The organism is Lentzea sp. NPDC042327, from assembly GCF_040647275.1.
In the GTDB taxonomy this organism is placed as follows: domain Bacteria; phylum Actinomycetota; class Actinomycetes; order Mycobacteriales; family Pseudonocardiaceae; genus Lentzea.
In genome coordinates, this window is sequence record NZ_JBEZBX010000018.1 from 110,753 (window position 1) to 134,829 (window position 24,077).

The window sequence follows — 24,077 nt, forward strand, 5'->3', positions numbered from 1 at the left end:
GGATCAGGCCGAGCCGAGTTCTTTGTCGATGAAGGCGAAGACGTCGTCCGCCGACGCCTCCTCCAGCCGTCCGGCCAGCACAGCCGCCCCGTCACCGACGAGGGCCTCGTTCAGGTCGGTGAGCAGCGCCTGCAGCCGCATGGTGATCCGGCCCTGCTCCAGGTCGGACGGGCTCATCGCGGTCAGCCGGGCGGCCATGCCCTCCAGTTCGGCCACCACGCCGTCCACGGTGCCCGCCGCGTCCGCGGCCGCGCCGCCGCCGATCTGCTCGTCCAGGTGCCGGGCGAGGGCCAGTGGCGTGGCGTAGTCGAAGATCAGCGTCGCGGGCAACGGGACGCCGGCCGCGCTGCTGATCCGGTTGCGCAGGTCCACCGAGGTCAGCGAGTCGAAGCCGAGGTCGCGGAACGCGGTGCCCGGCTCGATCGCGGTACCGCTCTCGTAGCCGAGCACCGACGCGGCCTGGGTGCACACGAGGTCCTGCAACGCCCGGTCGCGCTCACCGGCGGTCAGGCCGGCGAGGCTGTCGGCGAAGCCCGCGAGCTCGGCGGTGCCGGCACCGCCGCCCGCGCTGACGGTGGCCCCGGGAAGCTCCGCCAGCAGCGGGCTCGGCCGCGTCGCGGTGAACGCTGGGGCGAAGGTGGACCACTCGACGTCCGCGACGGTCACCGCGCTGTCGCCTCCGTCGAGCGCACGGCGCAACGCCACCAGCGCTTTGCCGGGGTCGAGCGCCGTGATGCCCATGGCGGCCGTCGCGGAGCGCACCGCGCCGTGTGCCGCCATGCCCTCGCCGCCCCACGGTCCCCAGGCCACCGACGTCGCCGCGAGTCCCATGCCACGGCGGTGCTCGGCGAGCGCGTCGAGGTAGGCGTTGGCCGCCGCGTAGTTGGCCTGGCCCGCGCCGCCGACCGTCGCGGTCAGCGAGGAGAAGAGCACGAACGCCGAGAGGCCCTTGTCCTTCGTCAGCTCGTGCAGATGCCTCGCGGCGTCGGCCTTCGGCGCGAAGACGCCGCTGAACCGCTCGGGCGTGAGCGAGTCGAGCACGCCGTCGTCCAGCACGCCCGCGAGGTGCACGACCGTCGAGAGTGGACGGTCTGCGGGGATGCCGTCGAGCAGTGCGGCCACCGCGTCGCGGTCGGCCACGTCGCAGGCGACCAGGCGCGCCTCGACACCCGCCGCGGCCAGTTCGGCGACGAGCTCGTCCGCACCGGGTGCCTCCGCGCCGCGCCGCGAGATCAGCAGCAGGTGCTTCGCACCCTGGTCGACGAGCCAGCCGGTGACGGCGGCGCCGACCGCACCGGTGGCGCCGGTGACCAGCACCGTTCCCTCCGGCTCCCAGCGGGACGCGATCCGCGCGGGCGCGGGTTCGAGCCGCCTGCCGTAGGCGACGGACTCGCGGACGAGCAGCTGGTCCTCGTCTCCCGGGTCGGCGAGCACGGCCGCGAACCGCGCCACGGCGGCGGTTCCCAGCTCGGCGGGCAGGTCCACGACGCCGCCCCACCGGTCGGGGTGCTCCAGCGCGGCGACCCTGGCGAGGCCCCAGACCGCCGCCTGGTCGACCCCGGTCACCGCGGATGAGGCGCCGTGGGCCACCGCATCCCGTGTGACGCACCAGAGCGGTGCGCCGTGGCCGGCGTCGCCGAGGGCCTGGACGAGGGCCGCGGTCACCGCGGCCGCCTCCACCGCGGTGCCGGCGGCCGGTGCGAGCAGCGACAGCACTCCGTCGGCGCCGGGGCCGGCCGAGGCGAGCAGCTCGGCGAGCGCGGTGCGGCCGGCGCCACCGGGCACGGCGAGCACCTCGGTCCGCATCCCGGCTACCGCGAGACCGTCGAGCACCGCGCGCGTCCAGTCGTCGGGGTCCTGCGGTGCCAGGACGAGCCAGGAGGCCGCTCCACCGGGCGTCGCGGGCGGTGCCAGCGGAGCCCACGTGACCCGGTGGCGCCAGGCGTCGGCGGCCGCGTCGGCGCGCTGCCGGTCGTACCACGAGGCGAGTGCGGGAAGCACCGGCGCGACCGAGTCCTCGCCGACGCCCAGCGTCGCGGTGAGAGAGGCCAGGTCCCCTTCGGACACCAGGTCCCAGAAGGCGGCGGTCACGTCGCCGCGGGTGCCTGCGGACCGTTCGGCCTGCAGGATCGGCGCGTCCTCCCAGTAGCGGTCGCGCCGGAACGGGTACGTCGGCAGGTCCACCTTGCGCCCGCCGGCGAACACGGCCCTCCACTCAGGACCTCCGCCGGTGGTGTGCAGTGCGCACAGGGCTTCCACGAGGGTCTCGTCCTCGGGCCGGTCGCGCCGCTGCGTGCGGAGGACCGCGACCGTCTCGCCCACCACGGCCAGTGCCATGGTGGTCAGCACCGAGTCCGGCCCCACCTCGAGCAGCCGCGTCGCGCCTTCCTCGACCAGCGTGGAGACACCGTCGCCGAAGCGCACGGCCTGGCGCACGTGCCGCACCCAGTACTCCGGTGAGGTCAGCTCCTCCGCCGTGGCGAGCACGCCGGTGACGTTGGAGACCACCGGCAGCGAGGGCTCGTGGAACGTCAGTCCGGACAGGACTTCCCGGAACTGTCCGAGCATCGGGTCCATGCGGTGCGAGTGGAAGGCGTGCGAGACGGTCAGGCGGGTGGTCTTCTCGAAGTGCGCGGCCACCGCGGTCACGGCGTCCTCGTCACCGGAGATCACGACCGAGCGCGGTCCGTTGACCGCCGCGATGTCGACGCCCTCGGTCAGCAGCGGGACGACGTCGGCTTCGGCGGCCAGCAGCGACACCATCGCACCACCGGACGGCAAGGCCTGCATCAGCCTGCCGCGCGCGGCCACCAGCGCGACGGCGTCCTCGACGCTCAGCACGCCCGCGACGTGCGCGGCCACCACCTCGCCGATCGAGTGACCGCCGACGTGGTCGGGACGCACGCCCCAGTGCTCCAGCTGGCGGTAGAGCGCGGTCTCGAAGGTGAACAACGCCGCCTGCGTGTAGGCCGTGCGCGCGAGCGCCGTCACGGCGGCCGGGTCCTCGGGGTCGGCGAACATCAGGTCGCGCAGCGGTTCGTCGAGGTGCTTGCCGAACGCCAGGCAGAGCTCGTCGAAGGTCTGCGCGAACACGTCGAACCCGGCGTGCAGCGTGCGGCCCATGCCGGGTCGCTGGGAACCCTGGCCCGAGAAGAGGACCGCGAGCCCGCCGGGCGCCCCGGCGACGACGGCGGGAATGTCCCCGGACGCGACCGCGCGCAGCGCCTCCAGCAGTTCGGCGCGGTTCCTGCCGGTCACGGCGGCGCGGTGGGAGAACGCCGCGCGCGTGGTGGCGAGCGAGAACCCGATGTCGAACGGATCGGCGTCGGCGTCGTCGCCGAACCTCGCGCGCAGCCGGTCGGCCTGACGCCGCACGGCGTCGGACCCCTTGCCCGACAGCACCCACGGCACCACCGGCAGCGCGGCGCGCTCCCGCTCCTGCCCGGCGGCGGGCTCGGGTGCCTGCTCGACGATCACGTGCGAGTTGGTGCCGGAGATGCCGAACGACGAGACACCGATGCGGCGCGGGTGGTCCTGCTCCGGCCAGTCGCGGGTCTCGGTGAGCAGCCGGACGTTGCCCGCGGACCAGTCCACGGCCTTGCTCGGCTCGGTGACGTGCAGCGTCTTCGGGAGCACGCCGTGCCGGATCGCCTGGACCGCCTTGATGATCGAGGCCACGCCCGCCGCCGCCTGCGGGTGACCCATGTTCGACTTGATCGAGCCCAGCCACAGCGGCGCCTGGCGGTTCTGGCCGTAGGCGGTGATCACGGACTGCGCCTCGATCGGGTCCCCGAGCGTGGTGCCGGTGCCGTGCGCCTCGACCGCGTCGACGTGGTGCGGTGCGAGCCGCGCGTCGGCGAGCGCCTGCTCGATCACGCGCACCTGCGCCGGGCCGCTGGGCGCGGTGAGGCCGTTGGAGGCGCCGTCCTGGTTGACCGCGCTGCCGCGCACGACGGCCAGCACCTCGTGCCCGTTGCGCACGGCGTCCGAGAGGCGTTCGAGCAGCAGCATCCCCGCTCCCTCCGACCAGGCGGCACCGGCCGCGTCGTCGGAGAAGGAGTGGCAGCGCCCGTCCGGGGACAGCGCGCGGCGCTCGCTGAACTCGAGGAACATCTCCGGGCTCGCCATGACCGCGGCGCCGCCGGCGAGGGCGAGCGTGCACTCCCCGCGGCGCAGCGACCCGATCGCCGAGTGCAGTGCGACCAGCGAGGACGAGCACGCGGTGTCCATCGTGACCGCGGGCCCCTCCAGTCCGAGCGTGTAGGCGATGCGGCCGGAGACGATGCTGCCGGAGATCGTGCCGCCGACGTAGTCGTGGTGCATCAGTCCGACGAAGACCCCGGTCGGGGTGCCCTTGCAGGCCCCGGGGTCGATTCCCGCGCGCTCGAACGCCTCCCACGTGACCTCCAGCAGCAGCCGCTGCTGCGGGTCGGTGCCCGGAGCGTCCTTGGGGCTGATGCCGAAGAACGCGGGGTCGCACTCGGCGGCGTCGTGCAGGAAGCCGCCCTCGCGGACGTAGGAGGTGCCGGGCGGGCCGGGCTCGGGGACGTAGAACGACTCGGCGTCCCAGCCCCGGTCGGACGGGAACTCGCTCACCACGTCGACGCCGTCGGCGACGACCTCCCACAGGTCCTCCGGCGTGCGCACCCCGCCGGGGTACCGGCAGCCCATGCCGATGATCGCGATGGGCTCGCGGTGGCGGTCCTCCAGCTCGCGGACGCGGCGGCGGCTGCGCTCCAGCTCTGTCGTCGCCCGCTTGAGGTAGTCGCGGAGCTTGTCCGCAGTCGCCGAATCTGCCGTGGCATCCATCAGAGGGCTCCCAGTTCGTTGTCGATCCTCGCGAAGAGCTCGTCGTCGCTCGCCTCGCCGGCATCGGGCGAGGCGGGTTCGGAGCCGTCCGTGCGGCCGTCGCGCCAGGCGTGCAGCAACGCCTCCAGCCGTGCCGTCACGCGGGCCTGCCCGTCACCGTCGCCGTGCAGCGCGCGCAGGGCCGCTTCCAGGCCGTCGATCTCGGTCAGCACCGCCTGGGCGAGGTCCTCGGGGCCGGGCACGAGTGCGGCCTTGAGGTGCGCGGCGAGCGCGATCGGGTTCGGCTGGTCGAACACCAGCGTCGCCGGGAGGGTCAGTCCCGTCGCCGCGGCGAGCAGGTTGCGCAGCTCCACGGCGGCGAGCGAGTCGAACCCCAGCTCCTGGAACGCGCGGCCCGGGTCGATCGACTCGGCCGACGGGTGGCCGAGCACAACGGCCACGTGAGTGCGCACGAGGTCCAGCAACGCCTTGTCCCGCTGCGCTTCGGTGAGCGACGCGAGTCGCTCGCGCCAGCCCGCGCCGTTCGCGGCGCCGGCACCCGGCTCGGCTGCGCGCCGCGGTGCGCGCACGAGACCGCGCAGCAACGGCGGCACACCGCCCGCGCGGTGCCGCACGGCGGCCGCGTCGAGCCGAGTGGGGACGAGCACCGCCTCCTCGCCACCGACCGCGGCGTCGAAGAGGCGCAGGCCCTGCTCGGCGGTCAGCGGCGGGAACCCGAGGCGCCGCAGGCGTTCGGTGTCCGCCTCGTCCATGTCGTCGCTCATGCCGCCGGTGCCCGTCCACAGGCCGTAGGCGAGTGAGACGGCGGGAAGTCCCAGCGCGCGGCGGTGCTCGGCGAGCCCGTCGAGGAAGGTGTTCGCCGCGGCGTAGTTGCCCTGGCCGCCCGGTACCAGCGTGCCCGCGGCCGACGACAGCAGCACGAAGGCCGACAGGTTCCGTTCGCTCGTGAGCTCGTGCAGGTGCCACGCGGCGTCCACCTTCGGCCGCAGCACCCGGTCGACGCGCTCGGGGTCGAGCCCGGCCAGCACACCGTTGTCCACTACGCCGGCCGCGTGCACCACGGCGCGCACGTCGTGCTCGGCGAGCAGCGCGGCGAGCGCCGCGCGGTCCGTCACGTCGCAGCGGGCGAGCGTCACCGACGCGCTGGCCGCCTCCAGCTCCGCGCGCAGCTCCTCGGCGCCGGGCGCGGCCGCTCCCCTGCGCCCGGCCAGGAGCAGCCGCCGCACACCGCGTTCCGCGACGAGGTGCCGCGCGAGCTGCGCGCCGAGGCCACCTGTGCCGCCGGTGATGAGCACAAGTCCGTCGGAATCCCAGGACAGCGGTTCGGCCGACTCGGCCCGTGCGAGGCGCGGCACCCACAGCTCACCGCCGGCGACGACGACCTCCGGCTCGCCGACGGTCAGCGCCGCGCGGACCGCGTCGTCGGCGGCGACCTGCTCGTCGGTCGCGGCCAGATCGGTGCTCACGACGAGGAACCGGCCGGGGTTCTCCGCCTCCGCGGCGCGGATCAGCCCGCGCACGGCCGCGTGGGCGAGGTCGCCCGTGCGCAGCACCACGGCCAGGCGGCGTCCGGCGGACAGCGGGTCGTCCAGCCACCCCCGCACCCGGTCGAGCGTCGTGTGCACGCGTTCCCGCACCATTCCCGGCACCTCGTCACCGGCGTCGGGCACCGGCGGGACGAACACGGGGTCGGTGTCGGAGCGGTCGGCCGCACCGGACGCCGCGACCAGTTCGATCCGGTACAGCGGCAGGTCCGCGGAGCCCGCGAGCGCCTCCGGGGACACCGGGCGCGCGACGAGGCTGCGCACACTGGCCACCGGGTGCCCGTGCTGATCGGACAGCTCGAGCGACACCGCACCCGTCCCGTCCGGCGAGAGCCGCAGCCGCAGCACGTCGGCTCCGGCGCGGTGCAACCGCACCCCGCCCCACGCGAACGGCAGCACGGCACGTCCGTCGGGCAGGTCGAGCAGGTTGACGTGCAACACGGCGTCGAGCAGCGCGGGGTGCAGGCCGAACCCGGCGGCGGTGCCCCGGGCGGAGTCGGGCAGCGCGGCTTCGCCGAACAGCTCGTCGCCGCGGCGCCACATGGCCCGCAGGCCCTGGAACACCTCGCCGTAGCCGTAGCCGGTGCGCGCCAGCCGCGGGTACAGGTCGGCCAGCTCGACCGGCTCCGCTCCCTCCGGCGGCCAGACCTCCGGCGCCGCGGCCGCTTCCCCCGCACCCGCGGCCAGGGTGCCGCTCGCGTGGCGCGTCCAGGAGCCACCTTCGTCGGCGGCGTCACCCCGGCGGGACCAGATGGTCAGTTCACGGCGGTCCGGCGCGTCGTCGCGCGCACCGCCGACGACCACCCGGACGGCCACCGCGCCGTCGCCGGGGAGGAGCAGCGGTGCGTCGAGGGTCAGCTCCTCGACGGTGTCGCACCCGACGTGCTCGCCCGCTCGCAGGGCCAGCTCGACGAACGCCGTACCGGGCAACAGCACCGCGCCGTGCACCGAGTGGTCGGCCAGCCAGGTCTGCGCCGTCGGCGAGAGCCGTCCGGTGAGCACGGCGGCCCCGCTTTCGGGCACGTCGGTCGCCGCGGGCACCAGCGGGTGCCCGGTCGAGTGCTGGCCGAGCCCCTCCGGGTCGCCCGCCGGCGTCGTGCTCTCCTCCAGCCACAGCCGTTCGCGCTGGAACGCATAGGTCGGCAGCTCCACCCGCTGGGCGTTGTGGGCGGCGAAGAAGCGCTCCCAGTCGACTGTGCCCCCCGCGGCGTGCAGGGTCGCGGCGGCGCTGACGACGTCCAGTTCCTCGTCACCGTCGCGGCGGAGCCCGGCGATCGCCACGCTGTCACCGCCGAGTGCGTCGGCGGCGAGCGCGGTGAGCGCGGCGTCCGGTCCCAGCTCGACGAACCGGCGCGCGCCGAGCGCGTGCGCAGCCGCCAGCGCGGGGGCGAAGCGGACCGGTTTCACCACGTGCTCGACCCAGTACTCCGGTGTGGTCAGCGCGGTGGTCGCGAGCTCACCCGTCATCGTCGAGACGATCGGCACCCGCGGCTCCGCGTAGGAGCACCGTTCCGCCACCTGCGCGAACTCCGCGAGCATCGGACGCATCAGCGGCGAGTGGAAGGCGTGGGACACGGTGAGCCGCTTGACCTTCCCGAACCGCGCGGCGAGCTCGTCGACGGCTTCGGCCGTGCCGGAGACGACGACCGACCGCTCGCCGTTGACGGCCGCGAGTGCCACCTGGCCGGTGAGGAACGGCGCGACCTCGGCCTCGGAGGCCCGCACCGCGGCCATCGCGCCCCCGGACGGCAGTGCCGCCATCAGGCGACCCCGCGCACCGGTCAGCGCGACCGCGTCCTCCAGCGAGAACACACCGGCGACGTGAGCGGCGGCCAGCTCACCGACCGAGTGGCCGACCAGGTGGCCGGGCACGATCCCCCAGGACTCGAACAACCGGTACAGCGCGACCTCCACGGCGAAGATGGCGAGCTGCGCGTAGTCGGTGCGGTTCAGCAGCTCGGCGTCGCCGTCGATCACGGCAGCCAGCGGCTCGTCCAGGTGCCGGTCCGCGAGCACGCACACGGCGTCGAAGGTTTCGGCGTACACGGGGAACGCCGCGCGCAGCGCGCGGCCCATGCCGATCCGCTGCGAACCCTGGCCGGTGAACAAGAACGCCGTCGAACCCCTCTTGCCGGCCAACGGGGACGCGAGGGCGAGCCGGTCGAGCAGCTCCCCCTCGTCCCTGCCGACGGCGATCACGCCGTGCTCGAACCTGGACCGCGTGACGGCAAGGGACAGCGCGACGTCCGCACTGCGCAGCTCGGGGTGTTCGGCGAGGTGTGCTCGCAGGCGGGCACGCTGGTCCTCGAGCGCGCGCGGCGTGCGCGCGGTGACGATCCACGGCACCGCGGAACTCGCCGCTTTCCCGGCTTCCGGGGGCGGTGCCGGCGCGGGAGGCTGCTCCAGCACCACGTGCGCGTTGGTCCCGCTGAGCCCGAACGAGGACACGGCGGCCCTGCGCGGCCGGCCGGTCTCCGGCCACGGCTGCCGCTTCACCGCCAGCTCGACGGCGCCCGCGGTCCAGTCCACCTGGTCGGTGGCGGTGTCGGCGTGCAGCGTCGGCGGAACCTCGCCGTGCTTCATGGCCAGCACCACCTTGATCACGCCCGCGATCCCGGCCGCGGCCTGGGCGTGACCGATGTTCGACTTCACCGAACCGAGGAGCAGCGGGTGTGCGCGGTCCTGACCGTAGGTGGCCAGCAGCGCCTGCGCCTCGATCGGGTCGCCCAGCGCCGTACCGGTGCCGTGCGCCTCCACGACGTCCACGTCCGACGGCTTCAGGCCGGCACTCGCCAGCGCCTGCCGGATGACGCGCTGCTGCGACGGCCCGTTCGGTGCGGTCAGCCTGCTGCTCGCACCGTCGGAGTTGATCGCGGAACCGCGGATCACCGCGAGCACGGGGTGACCGTTGCGCTGAGCGTCGGACAGGCGTTCCAGCAGGACCATCCCGGCGCCTTCGCCCCAGCCCGTGCCGTCCGCGTCGGCCGAGAACGCCTTGCACCGGCCGTCGGGAGCAAGTCCGCGCTGCCGTGAGAAGTCCACGAACGTCTCGGGAGTCGACATCACCGTCACGCCGCCGGCCAGCGCGAGTGAGCACTCGCCGGACTGCAGCGCGCGCACCGCCCAGTGCAGCCCGACCAGGGAGGAGGAACAGGCGGTGTCGACGGTGACGACCGGGCCTTCGAGCCCGAAGGTGTAGGCGACGCGACCGGAGGCGATGCTCGCGGCGCTGCCGTTGGAGAGGTAGCCGTCGAGGTCTTCCGGGACCGAGGTGATCCTGGTGGCGTAGTCGTTGTACATGACGCCCGCGAAGACTCCGGTGCGGCTGCCCCGCAGGGACGACGGGGCGATGCCGGCGCGCTCGAACGCCTCGAAGGACGTTTCGAGCAACAGCCGCTGCTGCGGGTCCATGGCGAGCGCTTCACGCGGGCTGATGCCGAAGAAGTCGTGGTCGAACTCGGCGGCGTCGTGCAGGAATCCGCCCGTGCGGGCGTAGGTGTGCCCGCGGCGCGACGGATCGGGGTCGTACAGCGCCGAGATGTCCCAGTTCCGGTTCGACGGGAACTCCGAGATCGCGTCGACACCGGAGGAGACCAGGTCCCACAGGTGTTCCGGCGCCGTGACGCCGCCGGGGAACCGGCAGCCGATCCCGATGATCGCGACCGGGCCGCGTTCCCGCTCTTCCTGCTCGCGCAACCGCTTCCGCGCCTCCCGCAGCTCCGCCGTGGTCCGCTTGAGGTAGTCGAGAAGCTGATCTTCGTTGTTCACCAGCGCGCCATCCGATCACGATCGCCGTGCCTGTTCGGCCGTTGGCTTCCGCCCGCGGACCCCCTTGGCCGCTCTGCATCGGAGGCTAGGGAGACGGCATTCACGTCAGGTACCCCTAATGCCCCCAGGAGGGCGTCCTGCAGTGCAGGGGTCAGACGTGGGGACAGGCCGGCACACCCTGGCGCAGGTCGCTTGCCGGAGAGGGCCGGATGAGGCCGGCACACACGCGCGACCAAGTGGTTTAGGAGAATTCCCAGGACGGTTCCGCGTTGATCCGCGAGTCAGTTAACAACGGTGTTACCGGCAGGTTCACCGTCCGGAAAGGATCTTGAACGGCCGGGCGCGAATTGAGACATGTGCCCTTCGTACACCGGCGAAAGTATCCCGAATCGTGCTAGCTTGGACCCATGCCGGGCAACACCGCTGCATGACATGAGCGACTCCGGAAGCAGTCATTGCGGAGTCGTTCCCCGTGAGGTCGGAGTGACCGCGGACGAACGGTCATCACCCTTCTCACCGGCGGTGGCTTCGCACCAGGGCGCGGCCGCACACAACGGCGAGTGCGAGTTCCCCGGCTCCCTGCGGGTACTGGGACGGAATACGAGGCGATGGCGCGCATATTCGGTCGAACGAGAGAACTGGCCAGTCTGCACGAAGCATTCGTCGAGAGCACCAGAGGAAACGGCCTGCTCGTACTGGTGAGCGGCACACCCGGTTCCGGAAAGACCCAGGTTCTCGACGAGTTTCTGATCAGCGTCCGGGAATCGGGTGCGCGGATACTGCACGCCACGGCAGACCCCGCCTCCCGGGACAGACCGCTGAGCCTCGCCCGGAATTTGCTGAAGAACAGCGGAACCGCCTGCCCGGAGCTGTGGAGCGAAAAGCACGACCACATCGTTTCCGACCGCGTTCACCCTCCGCGAGAAAAAAGTGAAGAAGTCGATTTCCCCACGGCCGAGCTGGAAGCCTCTGCGGAGGCTCTGCTCGGCCGCGCGGACGAGGACTGCCCGCTGGTGCTCGCGGTGGACGACGCCCACCTGATGGACGCCTGGTCCACCACGAGCATCGTGCACCTGCTGCAGCGCGGCCGGTTCCGCAAGCTGCTCGTCGTGTGCACGCTCGGGATCGAGGACGACGCCTCGCGCACCGTCTCCTCCCGGCAGCTGAACCGCCATCCGCACCGGCGCATCCGGCTGGCGCCGCTGTCCGCCGCGGAGCTCGCCGAGCTGCTCGCCGCGGACGCCGGAGGACCGCCTTCCGAGGAACTGACGACCGGGTTCTCCCGGATGACCGCGGGTGTCCCGCTGCTCGCGCACGCGCTCCTGGACGACTGCAAGACGCGCGGCGCCCTGGTCGAGCGGCCGGTCGCGGGAGCCGCGTACCGCAACGCGGTCCTGCAACTGCTGCACCGCAACTCGTCCGAGAAGATCCACGTGCTGCGGCTGCTGGCGTTGTTCGGCGAGTCCGTCCAACACCTCAGCGACACCATCGACAGCGTCAACCTGTCCGAGACCATGGGTGTGAGCGACGAAACGGTCAGCAACGCCGTCGACCGGGGCAACTCGACCGGCCTGCTCACCGGTCGCCGTTTCCTCGACCCGGCCGCCGCGGCCGCGGTGCGCGAGGACATGAGACCGGACCTGCGCACGACCCTGCACTGCAGGATCGCCGAAGCGCTCTACAACTCCGGCGCGCCGGCCGAGGTGGTCGCCTCACACCTGCTCGCCGCCGAGCTCGTGCCGGCGGGCTGGGGCACGAGCACGCTGCGCAGCGCCGCGGAGGCGGCGCTCGGGCGGGACGACCTCGAACGCTGTGCCGCCTGCCTCCAGCTCGCCCTGCGCGGCTGCTCCGGCACCGCGGAAAGCCACGAGATCACCGCGGCGCTCGCCAGGGTCGAGTGGCTCACCAACCCGGCCGCGGCCGGCAGACGCCTCGACCCGCTGCGGCAGGCCGCCGAGAAGGGCGAGCTGGACCTGCGTGATGCCACCACGGTGCTCCGGCACGTGCTGTGGCAGGGCGACACGGAGCTGGCCGGCCGGATCGCGGAAGCGCTGCCGCCGCCGGTCTCCTCGGCCGACGAGCTGGTGCGGCAAGAGGTCGACATGATCCGGCAGTGGTTCTACGGCGCGGGCGAACCCGCCGGCCCCTCCCGTTCGAACGGGCACCCCGACAAACGGCGCACCATGTACGGCATCATGGCGCCGCTGAGCGCCCTGCTCAACGGGGTGGACACGGCGGAGTCCACCACCGCGCTGGCGCAGTGCCTGCAGGGCCACCGGCTGGACGACCTCAACCTCGAGATCGTGGCGATGTCGCTGCTGGCGATCGCGTACGCCGGCCAGCCGGCGCTGGCCGGCGCCGCCTGCGAGGGACTGCTGGAGTCCGCCGTCGCGCGGCGTGCCAAGACGTGGCAGGCGATCCTGGGCAGCGTGCAGGCCGAGGTCGCACGATTACAGGGAGACCTGCCGGCCGCGCTGACAGGGGCGAGGGAGGCGGTGGAGCTGCTGGCCCCGCAGGGGTGGGGTGTGCTCATCGGCCTGCCGCTGTCCACCGCGTTGTTCGCCAACCCCGGGCTGGGCGCGATCGCGCACAACGAGCAGCTGCTCAACCTCCCCGTGCCGAAACCGATGTACCGCACCGTGTTCGGCGTGCAGTACCTGCGCGCGCGAGGGCACCACTACCTGGAGACCGCGCAGCCGTTCGCCGCACTGAACGACTTCGAGACCAGCGCACGGCTGATCCGGGAGGGCAACTCCCAGCTGCAGCGCGGCATTCCGTGGCGCACCGACCTCGCCATGGCGTACCTGCGGCTGGGCAAGACGCGCACGGCCCGCACACTGGCCGAGGAGGAGCTGCGACGTTCGCGGACCAGCAGCGCGAACGCCCAGGCCCTCGCGCTGAGGGTGCTGGCGGCGACCAGCAAGCCCTACCAGCGCGCACCGCTGCTCCACCAGTCGATCGACCTGCTCAAGGCTTGCGGCGACCGGCAGTCCCTCGCTCACGCGTACGCCGAACTGGCGTCCGCGCACTACGAGTTCGGCGAGTTCGCCCGCGCACGGCTGGTCGCCAAGCACGCCGCGCGCGAGGCGGAGGCGTGCCGGATGGTCTCCCCCGTCGACCAGCACCTGCTCGAGGACGCGGAACCGACGGCCTCCGACTCCGACCAGAGGGGGACCGTCCTGCTCAGCGACGCCGAACGCCGCGTCGCGCACTTCGCCGTGCTCGGCTACACCAACCGCGAGATCAGCGACCGGTTGCACGTCACGATCAGCACCGTCGAACAGCACCTGACCCGCGTGTACCGCAAGCTCAACGTCGCCAAGCGCTCCGAGCTCCCGTCGGACATCATCGTCGGTGAGCAGGCGCAGCGGCAGAAGACGGCGGTGGACTGACAACCGCCCGGGGGACGAGCCCAGACGTGCCGAAGCGGCCCGCCACAGGATGGCGGGCCGCTTCGCGCGTCAGATGTGGCTTCCGAGCTCGTCGTCCAGGATGCCGAGCAGTTCCTCCACGGTCGCGGTCTCCAGCGCGCGCTCGTCGCTCACGACCGGTACGTCCACGCCGTAGGTGGCGGCACCGTCCCAGCGCGCGCTCAGTGCGCGCAGCCGGGCGCCCACCCTGGCGCGCTGCTCGTCGTCCACCGAGGCCGGGTCCGCGGTGGTGTCCAGCAGCGTCTCCAGCCGGACCACCTCGGCCTCCAGGTCCACCACCCCCGCGGCCGCTGTCGCCCCGCCCAGCTCGGTGAACAGGTGCTCGGCGAGTGCGTCGGCGGTCGGGTGGTCGAACGTGAGCGTGCTCGACAACCGCAGGCCGGTGTCGGCTCCGAGCCGGTTGCGGAGCTCGAGCGCGGCCAGTGAGTCCACGCCGAGGTCACCCAGGGAGCGGTCGGGTTCGACCGCGGCCGCGGAGGTGTGGCCCAGCACGCCGGCGACGTGACCGCACACCAGTTCGGTGAGCAGCTTCCTGCCTTCGGCCGCCGGGAGCTTCGGCAGCCGTGCGGACAGCGGCTCGGCCACGACCTCACCGGCGGCGTTCGCCACCCGGCGAACCGGTGCCGCCGCGGCGTGCCCGGACAGCGCGCGGACGAGGGCGGGAGCGTCGTCGGTGACGCGCACCCGCACCGGCAGGACGGCAGCGTGGTCGGCACCGAGCGCGGCGTCGAACAACTCCAGCGCGCGACTCACCGGCAACGGCAGGATGCCGTCGCGGGCGAGCCTGCTCCGCTCCGCCTCGTCCAGGCTCGCGCCCATGCCTCCCGCGCCCGCGGTCTCCCACAGGCCCCACCCGAGCGAGTGCGCCGGCAGGCCCAGGGAACGGCGGTACGCGGCGAGGGCGTCGAGGAAGGCGTTGCCCGCCGCGTAGTTGGCCTGTCCCGCGGCTCCCAGGGTGCCCGCCGCCGACGAGAACAGCACGAACGCCGCCAGGTCCAGGTCCTTCGTCAGCTCGTGCAGGTGCCACGCCGCGTCCGCCTTGGGCCGCAGCACCGTCTCGAACCGGTGCGGGGTGAGGTCGGTGAGCAGTCCGTCGTCGAGGACGCCCGCCGCGTGCACGACGGCCGTCAGCGGGCGGTCCGCGGACACCGATGCGACCAGTCCGGCCAGCGCGGCGCGGTCGGTGACGTCACAGACCACCACCTCCACCCGCGCACCGAGCTCGTGGAGCTCCGTCAGGTCCGGCTCGCGGTGACCGCGCCCCACCAGCACCAGGTGACGGACCCCGTGGTTCGCCACCAGGTGGCGGGCCAGCAGCAGACCGAGGCCACCGGTGCCGCCGAGGACGAGCACCGTGCCCGCCGGGTCGAGCGGCACGGGCGTGCCCGGACCGTCCACTTCGGACAGCTCGGGGACGTGGGCCACCCCGGCGCGCAACGCGAGCTCCGGAGCCCCGGTCGCGACAGCGGCCGCGAGGACGGCGTCCGACTCGGCCGTGCCGTCGGAGTCGAGCAGCACGAACAGGCCGGGGTGCTCGACGGCGGCCGCGCGCACCATGCCCCACACCGCCGCCTGCGCGAGGTCGGGGGTCTCGTCCGCGGTGACCGCCACCGCACGCCGGGTGCGGACCACGAGCGGACCGCTCGCGGTGCCGCCGGCCTCGCGTTGCAGCACCGCGAGGGTGGCCGCCACCGTCGCACGCGTCGCGGCCGTCACCTCGCCACCGGCGTGGTCCACGGTGTGCACCCGCGGTTCGGCGGTCGCGGTTCCGACCGGCTTCGGCGTCCAGTGGAGGCGCAGCAGGTCACCGGGCTCGGTCGTCCGCAGCTGGCCGGGGTCGATCTCGCGCAGGCTCAGCGCGGCGACGTCGGCGACCGGAGCGCCCACGCCGTCGTACAGGCGCACGCCGAGCCGGCCCTGCTCCAGCGGCGTCAACCGCACCCGGAGCGCGGTCGCCCCGGTGGCGTGCACGTCGACGCCCTCCCACGAGAACGGCAGGGCCATGACGTCCGGGTCCTGGCCATCGAGGAGGTCGAGCAGGTGCAGTGCCGAGTCCAGCAGTGCCGGGTGCAGGCCGAAACCGGTGCCCTTGCCGTCCGGCAGCCGCACTTCGGCGCACACGTCGGCACCGTCGCGCCACGCGGCGCGCAGCCCGCGGAACAGCGGCCCGTAGTCGTAGCCCTGTGCCGAAAGCCGGTCGTAGACGCCGCTGACGTCGATCGGCTCCGCACCCGCGGGCGGCCACTCGCCCAGCGCGGGCGGTTCCTCCGCCGAGGCCGTGCCGAGGACACCGGTGGCGTGCCGCGTCCAGGCCGCGTCCGTCCCTTCCGGACGCGAGTGCACGGCGAGCGCGCGACTGCCGTCCGATCCTGGTGCGGCAGCGGTCACCTGCAGCTGCACGGCCTCACCGGCGGCGAGCGTCAGCGGCCGTTCGAGCGTCAGCTCGGCCACGTGCGGGCAGCCGGCCTGGTCGCCCGCGCGCACAGCGAGCTCCACGAACGCGCTGCCGGGCACGAGCACGGTCCCGGCGACGACGTGGTCGGCGAGCCACGGGTGCGTCGCGATCGACAGCCGCCCGGTCAGCGCCACGGTGTCGTCGCCCGCGAGCGTCACGGCAGCGCCCAGCATCGGGTGCGCCGCGGGGGTCTGGCCGAGGCCGCGGGCGTCCACCACTGCGCCGGGCTCGTCGTGCAGCCACAGCCGCTGGTGCTGGAAGGCGTAGGTTGGCAGGTCGATCGTGCGCGCGCCGGTGCCCTCGAACGCCTGCGCCCAGTCGACGTCGATTCCTCGGACGTGGGCGGTGCCGAGCAGCGTGGCGAAGGTGCGCACCTCGTCGTGCCCGCGTCGGCACACCGGTGCGAAGGCCGGCGTGGCGTTCTCCGCGTTCCCGACGACCTCGCGGCCCATCGCGGTGAGAACCGCGTCGGGACCGACCTCGATGAAGGTGCTCACCCCGGCGTCGGCGAGCGTGCGAACGCCATCGGCGAAGCGCACGGCCTCGCGCACGTGCCGCACCCAGTACGCCGGCGAGCACAGCTCCTCGTCGGTCGCGCGCTCACCGGTCACGTTGGACACCAGGGGAATCGACGGCGCCGCGAACTCCAGCCCGGCTGCGACCTGCTCGAACTCCGCGAGCATCGGTTCCATCAGCGGCGAGTGGAAGGCGTGGCTGACCCGCAACCGCTTCGTGCGGCGGCCGGTCAGCTTGTCCGCCACCGCGGCCACGGCGGCTTCGGAGCCGGACACGACGACGGCGCTCGGCCCGTTGACCGCGGCGATCGCCACGTCGTCGGCCGTCAGGTACGGCAGCACGTCGGTTTCCGCCGCGTCGACGGCGAGCATCGTGCCACCGGCGGGCAGGGCGGCCATGAGCCGTCCGCGTGCCGCGACGAGACGCGCGGCGTCCCGCAGCGACCACACGCCCGCGACGTGGGCCGCGGTCAGCTCGCCGATCGAGTGGCCCGCCACCCAGTCCGGCCGCACGCCGTAGGACGCGAGCAGCCGGAAGAGCGCGGTCTCGACGGCGAACAACGCGCACTGGGTGTAGTCGGTGCGGTCGAGCAACGCGCTCATGTCGTCCGCATCGGCCCACACGACCTCGCGCAGCGGTACGTCGAGGTGCTCGTCCAGCGCCTCGCAGACCTCGTCGAAGGCGGCGCGGAACACGGGGTGGCTCTCGTACAGCGCACGCCCCATGCCGAGTCGCTGGGCGCCCTGCCCGGTGAACAGGAACGCGACCTTGCCCGCCACCGGACGCCCGGTGACGACCGCCTCCGACGTGCGTCCCCCGGCGAGCGCCTCGAGCGCCGCGTCCAACTCCCCGGCGTCGCACGCCACCACGGCGGCGCGGTGGCCGAACGTGCTGCGCGTCGTGAACAGCGAGTAGGCGAGGTCCGGCAGCGACGCGCCCGCGACCTGCCGCAGTCGCGCGGCCTGCGCGGCGAGTGCGTCCGGTGTGGTCGCGGAGACCACGAACGGCAGCAGGGGGGCCTCCGCCGCAGGTTCCGGCGCGGGAGGGGCGGCCGGGGCCTGCTCCAGGATCAGGTGGGCGTTGGTGCCGCTGATCCCGAACGACGACACGCCCGCACGACGCGGGTGGCCGGACTCCGGCCAGGCGCGCTGCTCGGTGACCAGCCGCACGGCACCGGCGTCCCAGTCCACCTCCGCCGACGGCGCGGTGACGTTCAGCGTCGCGGGCAGGACGCCGTGGCGCATCGCCTGCACCATCTTCACCACCCCGGCGACGCCCGCCGCGGCCTGCGTGTGCCCGAGGTTCGACTTGATCGAACCGAGCCACAGCGGTTCACCGCGGCCCTGGCCGTAGGTCGCCAGCAGCGCCTGCGCCTCGATCGGATCGCCGAGGGTCGTGCCGGTGCCGTGCGCCTCCACGGCGTCCACATCGGACGGTCCGAGGCCGGAGACGCGCAACGCCTCCCTGATCACGCGCTGCTGCGACGGGCCGTTGGGCGCGGTGAGGCCGTTCGACGCCCCGTCCGAGTTCACCGCGGAGCCGCGGACGACGGCCAGCACGTCGTGGCCGTGGCGCCGGGCCTGCGACAGCCGTTCCACCACGAGGACGCCGACGCCTTCGGACAGCGCCGTGCCGTCCGCGTCGTCGGAGAAGGCCTTGACCTTGCCGTCGGCCGCGAGGTTGCGCTGCCTGCTGAAGTCCACGAACGTGTCCGCGGTCGACATCACGCTCACGCCACCGGCGAGAGCACGGTCGCATTCGCCCCGTCGCACGGCCTCAGCGGCGAGGTGCAGCGCGACGAGCGACGACGAGCACGCGGTGTCCACGGAGAGCGTCGGGCCCTCCAGTCCCAGCGCGTAGGCGACGCGGCCGGAGGCGACACTGCCGAGACTGCCGTTGCCGAGGTAGTCGCGCACCTCCTCGGGCACGGCGCGCAGCCTGCTGCCGTAGTCGTGGTACATCACGCCCACGTACACACCGGTCCGGGTGCCGCGCACGGTGTGCGGGTCGACGCCCGCGCGCTCCAGCGCCTCCCAGGAGACCTCCAGCAGCAACCGCTGCTGCGGGTCCATGGCGAGCGCCTCCCGCGGGCCGATGCCGAAGAAGTCGGGGTCGAACCGGTCGGCGTCGTGGAGGAACCCGCCCACGGCCGTGCTGCAGTGCCCGGCCTTGCCCGGCTCCGGGTCGTAGAGGTGCGCGAGGTCCCAGCCGCGGTCGGTGGGGAACCCGCCCATGCCGTCGCGGCCGTCGGTGACGAGCTGCCACAGGTCCTCCGGCGTGGCGATGCCGCCGGGGAACCGGCAGGCCATGCCGACGATCACCACCGGATCGTCCTGCGCGTCCACGGTGACCGGCGCGGCCGGCACGGGCTCGTCCGCCTCGGCGCCGAACAGCTCCGTGCTGACGTATGCGATCAGCGCGTCGGCGTCGGGGTAGTCGAAGACGAGCGTGGCGGGCAGTCGCAGGCCCAGCGCCGTGCCGAGGCGGTTGCGCAGTTCCACGGCGGTCAGCGAGTCGAAGCCGGTCTCCCGGAACGGGCGGCGCGGGTCGAGCACGAGGTCGTCACCGAAGCCGAGCACGGCGGCGACGAGCGTGCGCAGGAGCTCGCGCAGCTCGGTGTCGCGTTCGGCGGGACCGAGGGCGGTGAGGCGGTCGACGAGCGACGACCGCGCGGCGGCGGCGAGGCCGGTCGCGGCGCGCTTGCCCGAGGGCACGAGGCCCCGCAGCAGCGGTGCCACCTCTCCCGCCCTGCGCAGAGCGGGGAGGTCGAGAGCGATCGGCACCAGCCGGGCGTCCGGCGCGGACAGCGCCACGTCGAACAACCGGAGTCCGTCGGCGGTCTGGATCGGGCGCACGCCCGCGCGGGCCATGCGCTCGACGTCGGCGTCGGTCAGGTGCTCGGTGAGCCCGGTGCGCTGGTCCCAGAACCCCCAGGCGAGGGAGTGCGCGGGCAGGCCGAGGGACCGGCGGTGCGCGGCGAGCGCGTCGAGGAACGCGTTGGCCGCCGCGTAGCCGGCCTGTCCCCCGCCGTCGACCGTGCCGGCGGCCGAGGAGAACAGCACGAACGCCGCGAGGTCCAGGTCCTTCGTCAGCTCGTGCAGGTGCCACGCCGCGTCCGCCTTGGGCCGCAGCACCGCGTCGAGGCGCTCGGGGGTCTGGTCGCTCACCAGGCCGTCGTCGAGCACACCCGCGAGGTGCACCACGGCGGTCAGCGGGTGTGCGGGGTCCACGGCGGACACCACGCGGGCGAGCTGGTCGCGGTCTGCGGCGTCGCAGGCGACCACCGACACGTCGGCGCCGAGGTCCGACAGGTCGTCCGCCGCCACACCGCGGCGGCCGGTGAGGACGAGCCGCCGCACACCGTGCTCCTGCACCAGGTGCCGGGCGACCAGGCAACCGAGGACACCGGTGCCCCCCGTCAGGAGCACCGTGCCCTCCGGGTCGAGGGTCACGGTCCGCGCGGTGGCCGGCACTCGCGCGAGGCGTGGCACGGACACGGTGCCGTCGTGCACGGCGAGCTGCGGTTCGGTGGTCGCGCCCGCGGCCGCGACCGCCGCCTCCACCCCGTCGCCGGAGTCGACCAGCACGAACCGGCCGGGGTGCTCGTCCTGGGCCGCGCGCACCAGGCCCCACACCGCGGCGGCGGCCACGTCGCGGACGGGTTCGGTGACTGCGCCCCCGGTGAGCACGAGCAGCCGCGCGGAGGGCTCCTCGGTGATCCAGCGCTGGATCGCGGCGAGCGCGAGTCCCGTGGTGCCGCGTGCCGCGGCAGCGGGGTCGAGAGCGCCTCCGGTGGTCCCGTCGATCGGCAGGACCACCCACTCGTGTGCGCCATCGGGCAGTGCGGAGTCACCGTCCCACACGACGAACGAGCCGGGTTCGGTCCTGGGTACCGGCAGCACCGGCCAGCTCAGGCGGTAGAGGTCGTCGGTGCGGGTGGCGACGGCACCCCGGTCGACCGGGCGTGCCACCAGCGCTTCCACCTCCGCCACCGGCGCGCCGGTGGGGTCGGCCATGCGCAGCGACAGGGTCTCACCGCGCCGGATCGCCACTCGCAGGGCGGTCGCGCCGGTGGCGTGCAGGGAGACACCGGTCCAGGCGAACGGCAGGCTCGTCTCGTCGGCACCGTCGGCGGCCAGGCCGTCCACGTGCAGGGCGGCGTCGAACAGCGCCGGGTGCAGGCCGAAGCCCGCCGCCTCGACGGGCAGCTCCACCTCGGCGAACAGCTCGTCACCCCGCCGCCAGGCCGCGCGCAGCCCCTGGAAGGAGGGACCGTAGTCGTAGCCGAGCGCGGCGAGCCTGTCGTAGGCGTCGTCGACGACCAGCGGTTCCGCGCCGCTCGGCGGCCACACCGCCAGGTCGAAGGCCGCGGCCGCGGGCTGGGGAGCGAGCAGGCCGGAGGCGTTGCGCGACCAGGGTTCGCCGGGATCGCCGTGCGGTCGCGAGTGGACGGTCAGCGCGCGGTGCCCGGTCTCGTCCGGCGCGTCGACGCGCACCTGCAGCTGGACGCTCCCCCGCCCGGCCAGCACGACCGGCGCGTGGAGGGTGAGCTCCGCGAGGTGACCGTGCCCGAGGTCGTGGCCCAGCGACAGCGCGAGCTCGACCAGCGCCGTGCCGGGGAGCAGCACCGTGCCGGCCACGGCGTGATCGGCGAGCCACGGCAGCGCCGACGTCGAGAGACGGGCGGTGAAGACCACCGCTCCCGCACCGTCCTCGTCCTGGGCCACGGGGACCGCGGCGCCGACGAGCGGGTGCGCGACGGTGTCGAGGCCGGCCGCCGTGACGTCGCCCGTCGCCCCGGACCGGCCCAGCCAGTAGCGTTCCCGCTGGAACGCGTACGTCGGCAGATCGGTCACGCGCGCGCCGGAAGCGCTGAACACCGCGCGCCAGTCCACGGGGACCCCGGCGACGAACGCCTCGGCCAGCGAGGTGAACAGCCGTTCGGGACCGCCGTCGTGCCGGCGCAGCGACCCGACCCCGGTGACGTCGACTCCGGCGGCGTCGGCCGTCTCCGCGATGCTGTGCAGCAGCACCGGATGCGGGCTGCACTCGATGAAGGCACCGTACCCGGCGTCGAACAGCTCGCGGGTCGTCTGTTCGAAGAGGACGGTCTGCCGCAGGTTCTCGTACCAGTACTGGGCGTCGAGGACCACCGTGTCGATCCGGCCGCCGGTCACGGTCGAGTAGAACGGCACGTCCGCCGTGCGCGGCCGGATGCCGGCGAGGTCGGTGAGCAGCCGCTCGTGGATCGCCTCGACGTGCGCGCAGTGCGACGCGTAGTCGACCGGCACGAGCTTGGCCCGGTGCCCGTCCGCGATCACCGCCGCGCGCAGTTCGCCGAGCGCCTCGGGGTCGCCGGAGACCACCACCGACAGCGGGCCGTTCACCACGGCGATCTCGAGGAGGCCGCCGTGGGCCGCGAGTCGTTCGCGCACCTGCTCGGCCGGGAGCGCGACCGACAGCATCCCGCCGCGGCCGGAGAGCTCGTCGGCGATGGCCTTCGCGCGCAGGGTCACCACCTTCGCACCGTCGGCGAGGCTGAGCGCGCCCGCCACGCACGCGGCGGCGATCTCGCCCTGCGAGTGGCCGATGACCGCCGCGGGCTCGACCCCGTGCGCACGCCAGAGTGCCGCCAGCGACACCATGACCGCCCACAGCACCGGCTGCACGACGTCGACGCGGCCCAGCTCACGCCGGGCGCGGACGGTGTCGAGCAGGTCCCATCCCGTGATGGGGTCGAGCACCGCCGCGCACTCCGCCAGCGCGGCGGAGAACGCCGGTGAGGAGTCGAGGAGGTCGGCGGCCATGCCGGCCCACTGCGAGCCCTGGCCGGGGAAGACGAACGCGACCCGCGACTCGGGGGCGCGGGCACCGCGCACGACACCGGTGGCGGTGTCGCCCGCGGCCAGCGCGGTGAGCCCCGCCGTCAGCGCGGCGAGGTCGCTCCCGACGACGACGGCGCGTTCGTCGAGCACCGCACGCGACGCCACGAGGCCGTACGCGATGTCGGCCGGGGAGTCCGGGGTCGCGGCGAGGTGGTCGAGCATCCGGCGGGCCTGCGCCGCGAGGCCGCGTCCGCTCGCTCCCGACAGCACCAGGGGCACCGGGCCCGACCACGGCTCTGCCGGTTCCGCGACGGGCTCTTCCGCCGGCGGTGACTCGAGGATGACGTGGGCATTGGTGCCGCTGATGCCGAACGAGGACACGGCGGCCCTGCGCCGCCCGTCGCGCGCCGGCCAGTCGCGCGCCTCGCGGAGCAGCTCGACCGCGCCCTCCTCCCAGTCGACCTTCGAGGTGGGCTCGCCGGCGTGGAGGGTCCGGGGCAGCCTGCCGTGCCGCATGGCCTCGACCATCTTGATGATCCCGGCGACACCCGCCGCGGCCTGGGTGTGCCCGATGTTCGACTTGATCGAACCGAGCCACAGCGGTTCACCGCGGTCCTGGCCGTAGGTCGCGAGCAGCGCCTGCGCCTCGATCGGGTCGCCGAGCGGCGTGCCGGTGCCGTGCGCCTCCACGACGTCCACATCGGACGGTTCGAGTTCCGCGTCGGCCAGCGCCGCCCGGATCACGCGTTGCTGCGACGGGCCGTTCGGCGCCGTCAGCCCGTTCGACGCGCCGTCCTGGTTGATCGCGGAACCGCTCACCACGGCCAGCACGCGGTGCCCGTTGCGCCGCGCGTCGGAGAGGCGTTCGAGCAACACCATCCCGGTGCCCTCGCCCCAGCCCGTGCCGTCCGCGCCCTCGGCGAACGACTTGCAGCGCCCGTCCTGCGCGAGACCGCGCTGCTTCGAGAAGTCGATGAACGTGTCCGGGGTGGACATCACCGTCACGCCGCCCGCGAGCGCCAGCGAGCACTCGCCTGACCGGAGCGCCTGCACCGCGAGGTGCAGCGCGACCAGCGAGGACGAGCACGCCGTGTCCACCGTGACGGCGGGGCCTTCGAGTCCGAGCGTGTACGACACCCGCCCGGACGCGACGCTGCCCAGGTTGCCGTTGCCGAGGTAGCCCTCGACCTCCTCGGGCACCTCGGTGAGCCAGGTCCCGTAGTCGTGGTACATCACGCCCGCGTAGATGCCGGTCCGGGTGCCGCGCAGGCTGTGGGGGTCGATGCCCGCGCGTTCCAGGGCCTCCCAGCAGACCTCCAGCAGCAACCGCTGCTGCGGGTCCATGGCGAGCGCCTCCCGCGGGCTGATGCCGAAGAAGGCGGGGTCGAACCACGCGGCCTCGTGCAGGAACCCGCCTTCGCGCACGTGGGTCCTGCCCGGTGCGTCGGGATCGGGGTCGTAGATGTTGTCGACGTCCCAGTCGCGGTCGGCCGGGAAGTCACCGATCGCGTCGGTGCCTCCGGCGACCAGCTCCCAGAGCTTCTCCGGGGTGTCGGCGCCACCGGGATACCGGCAGCTCATCCCGACGATCGCGACCGGTTCCCTGGCCGCTTGGGCGTTCTGCGCGCGCAGCCGCTCGTTCTCGATCAACGACTGGCGCAGCGCTTCGACGATCTGTTCGACGGAAGTTTCCATGCTCGGTGTCGCTCCCCTGCTCGCTCGGCTTGGC

Annotated in this window: 4 protein-coding genes; 1 reads left to right on the forward strand and 3 read right to left on the reverse strand. The window is 73.9% G+C overall.

From position 1 onward, the window contains the following. Positions 1–3: 3 nt before the first annotated feature. Positions 4–4,809 (reverse strand): type I polyketide synthase, encoded by a 4,806-nt coding sequence (locus tag AB0A63_RS34650; protein ID WP_360398822.1) that lies wholly within the window; start codon positions 4,807–4,809, stop codon positions 4–6. Next, positions 4,809–10,121 carry an SDR family NAD(P)-dependent oxidoreductase gene (locus AB0A63_RS34655; RefSeq protein ID WP_360398825.1) on the reverse strand — a complete coding sequence of 1,771 codons (5,313 nt, stop codon included), beginning with the start codon at positions 10,119–10,121 and terminating at the stop codon, positions 4,809–4,811. Before AB0A63_RS34655 ends, AB0A63_RS34650 begins: the two co-directional genes overlap by 1 nt. Before the next feature lie 608 nt (positions 10,122–10,729). On the opposite strand from AB0A63_RS34655, the gene AB0A63_RS34660 reads away from it, so the two are divergent. After that, the gene (locus AB0A63_RS34660; protein WP_360398828.1) at positions 10,730–13,513 is read left to right on the forward strand and encodes an AAA family ATPase; all 2,784 of its coding nucleotides are present in this window, start codon (positions 10,730–10,732) and stop codon (positions 13,511–13,513) included. 69 nt (positions 13,514–13,582) lie between these two features. On the opposite strand, the gene AB0A63_RS34665 is transcribed toward AB0A63_RS34660, so the two are convergent. Beyond that, complete coding sequence (locus AB0A63_RS34665; RefSeq protein ID WP_360398831.1) at positions 13,583–24,043, reverse strand: SDR family NAD(P)-dependent oxidoreductase; 10,461 nt, start codon at positions 24,041–24,043, stop codon at positions 13,583–13,585. Positions 24,044–24,077 lie beyond the last annotated feature (34 nt).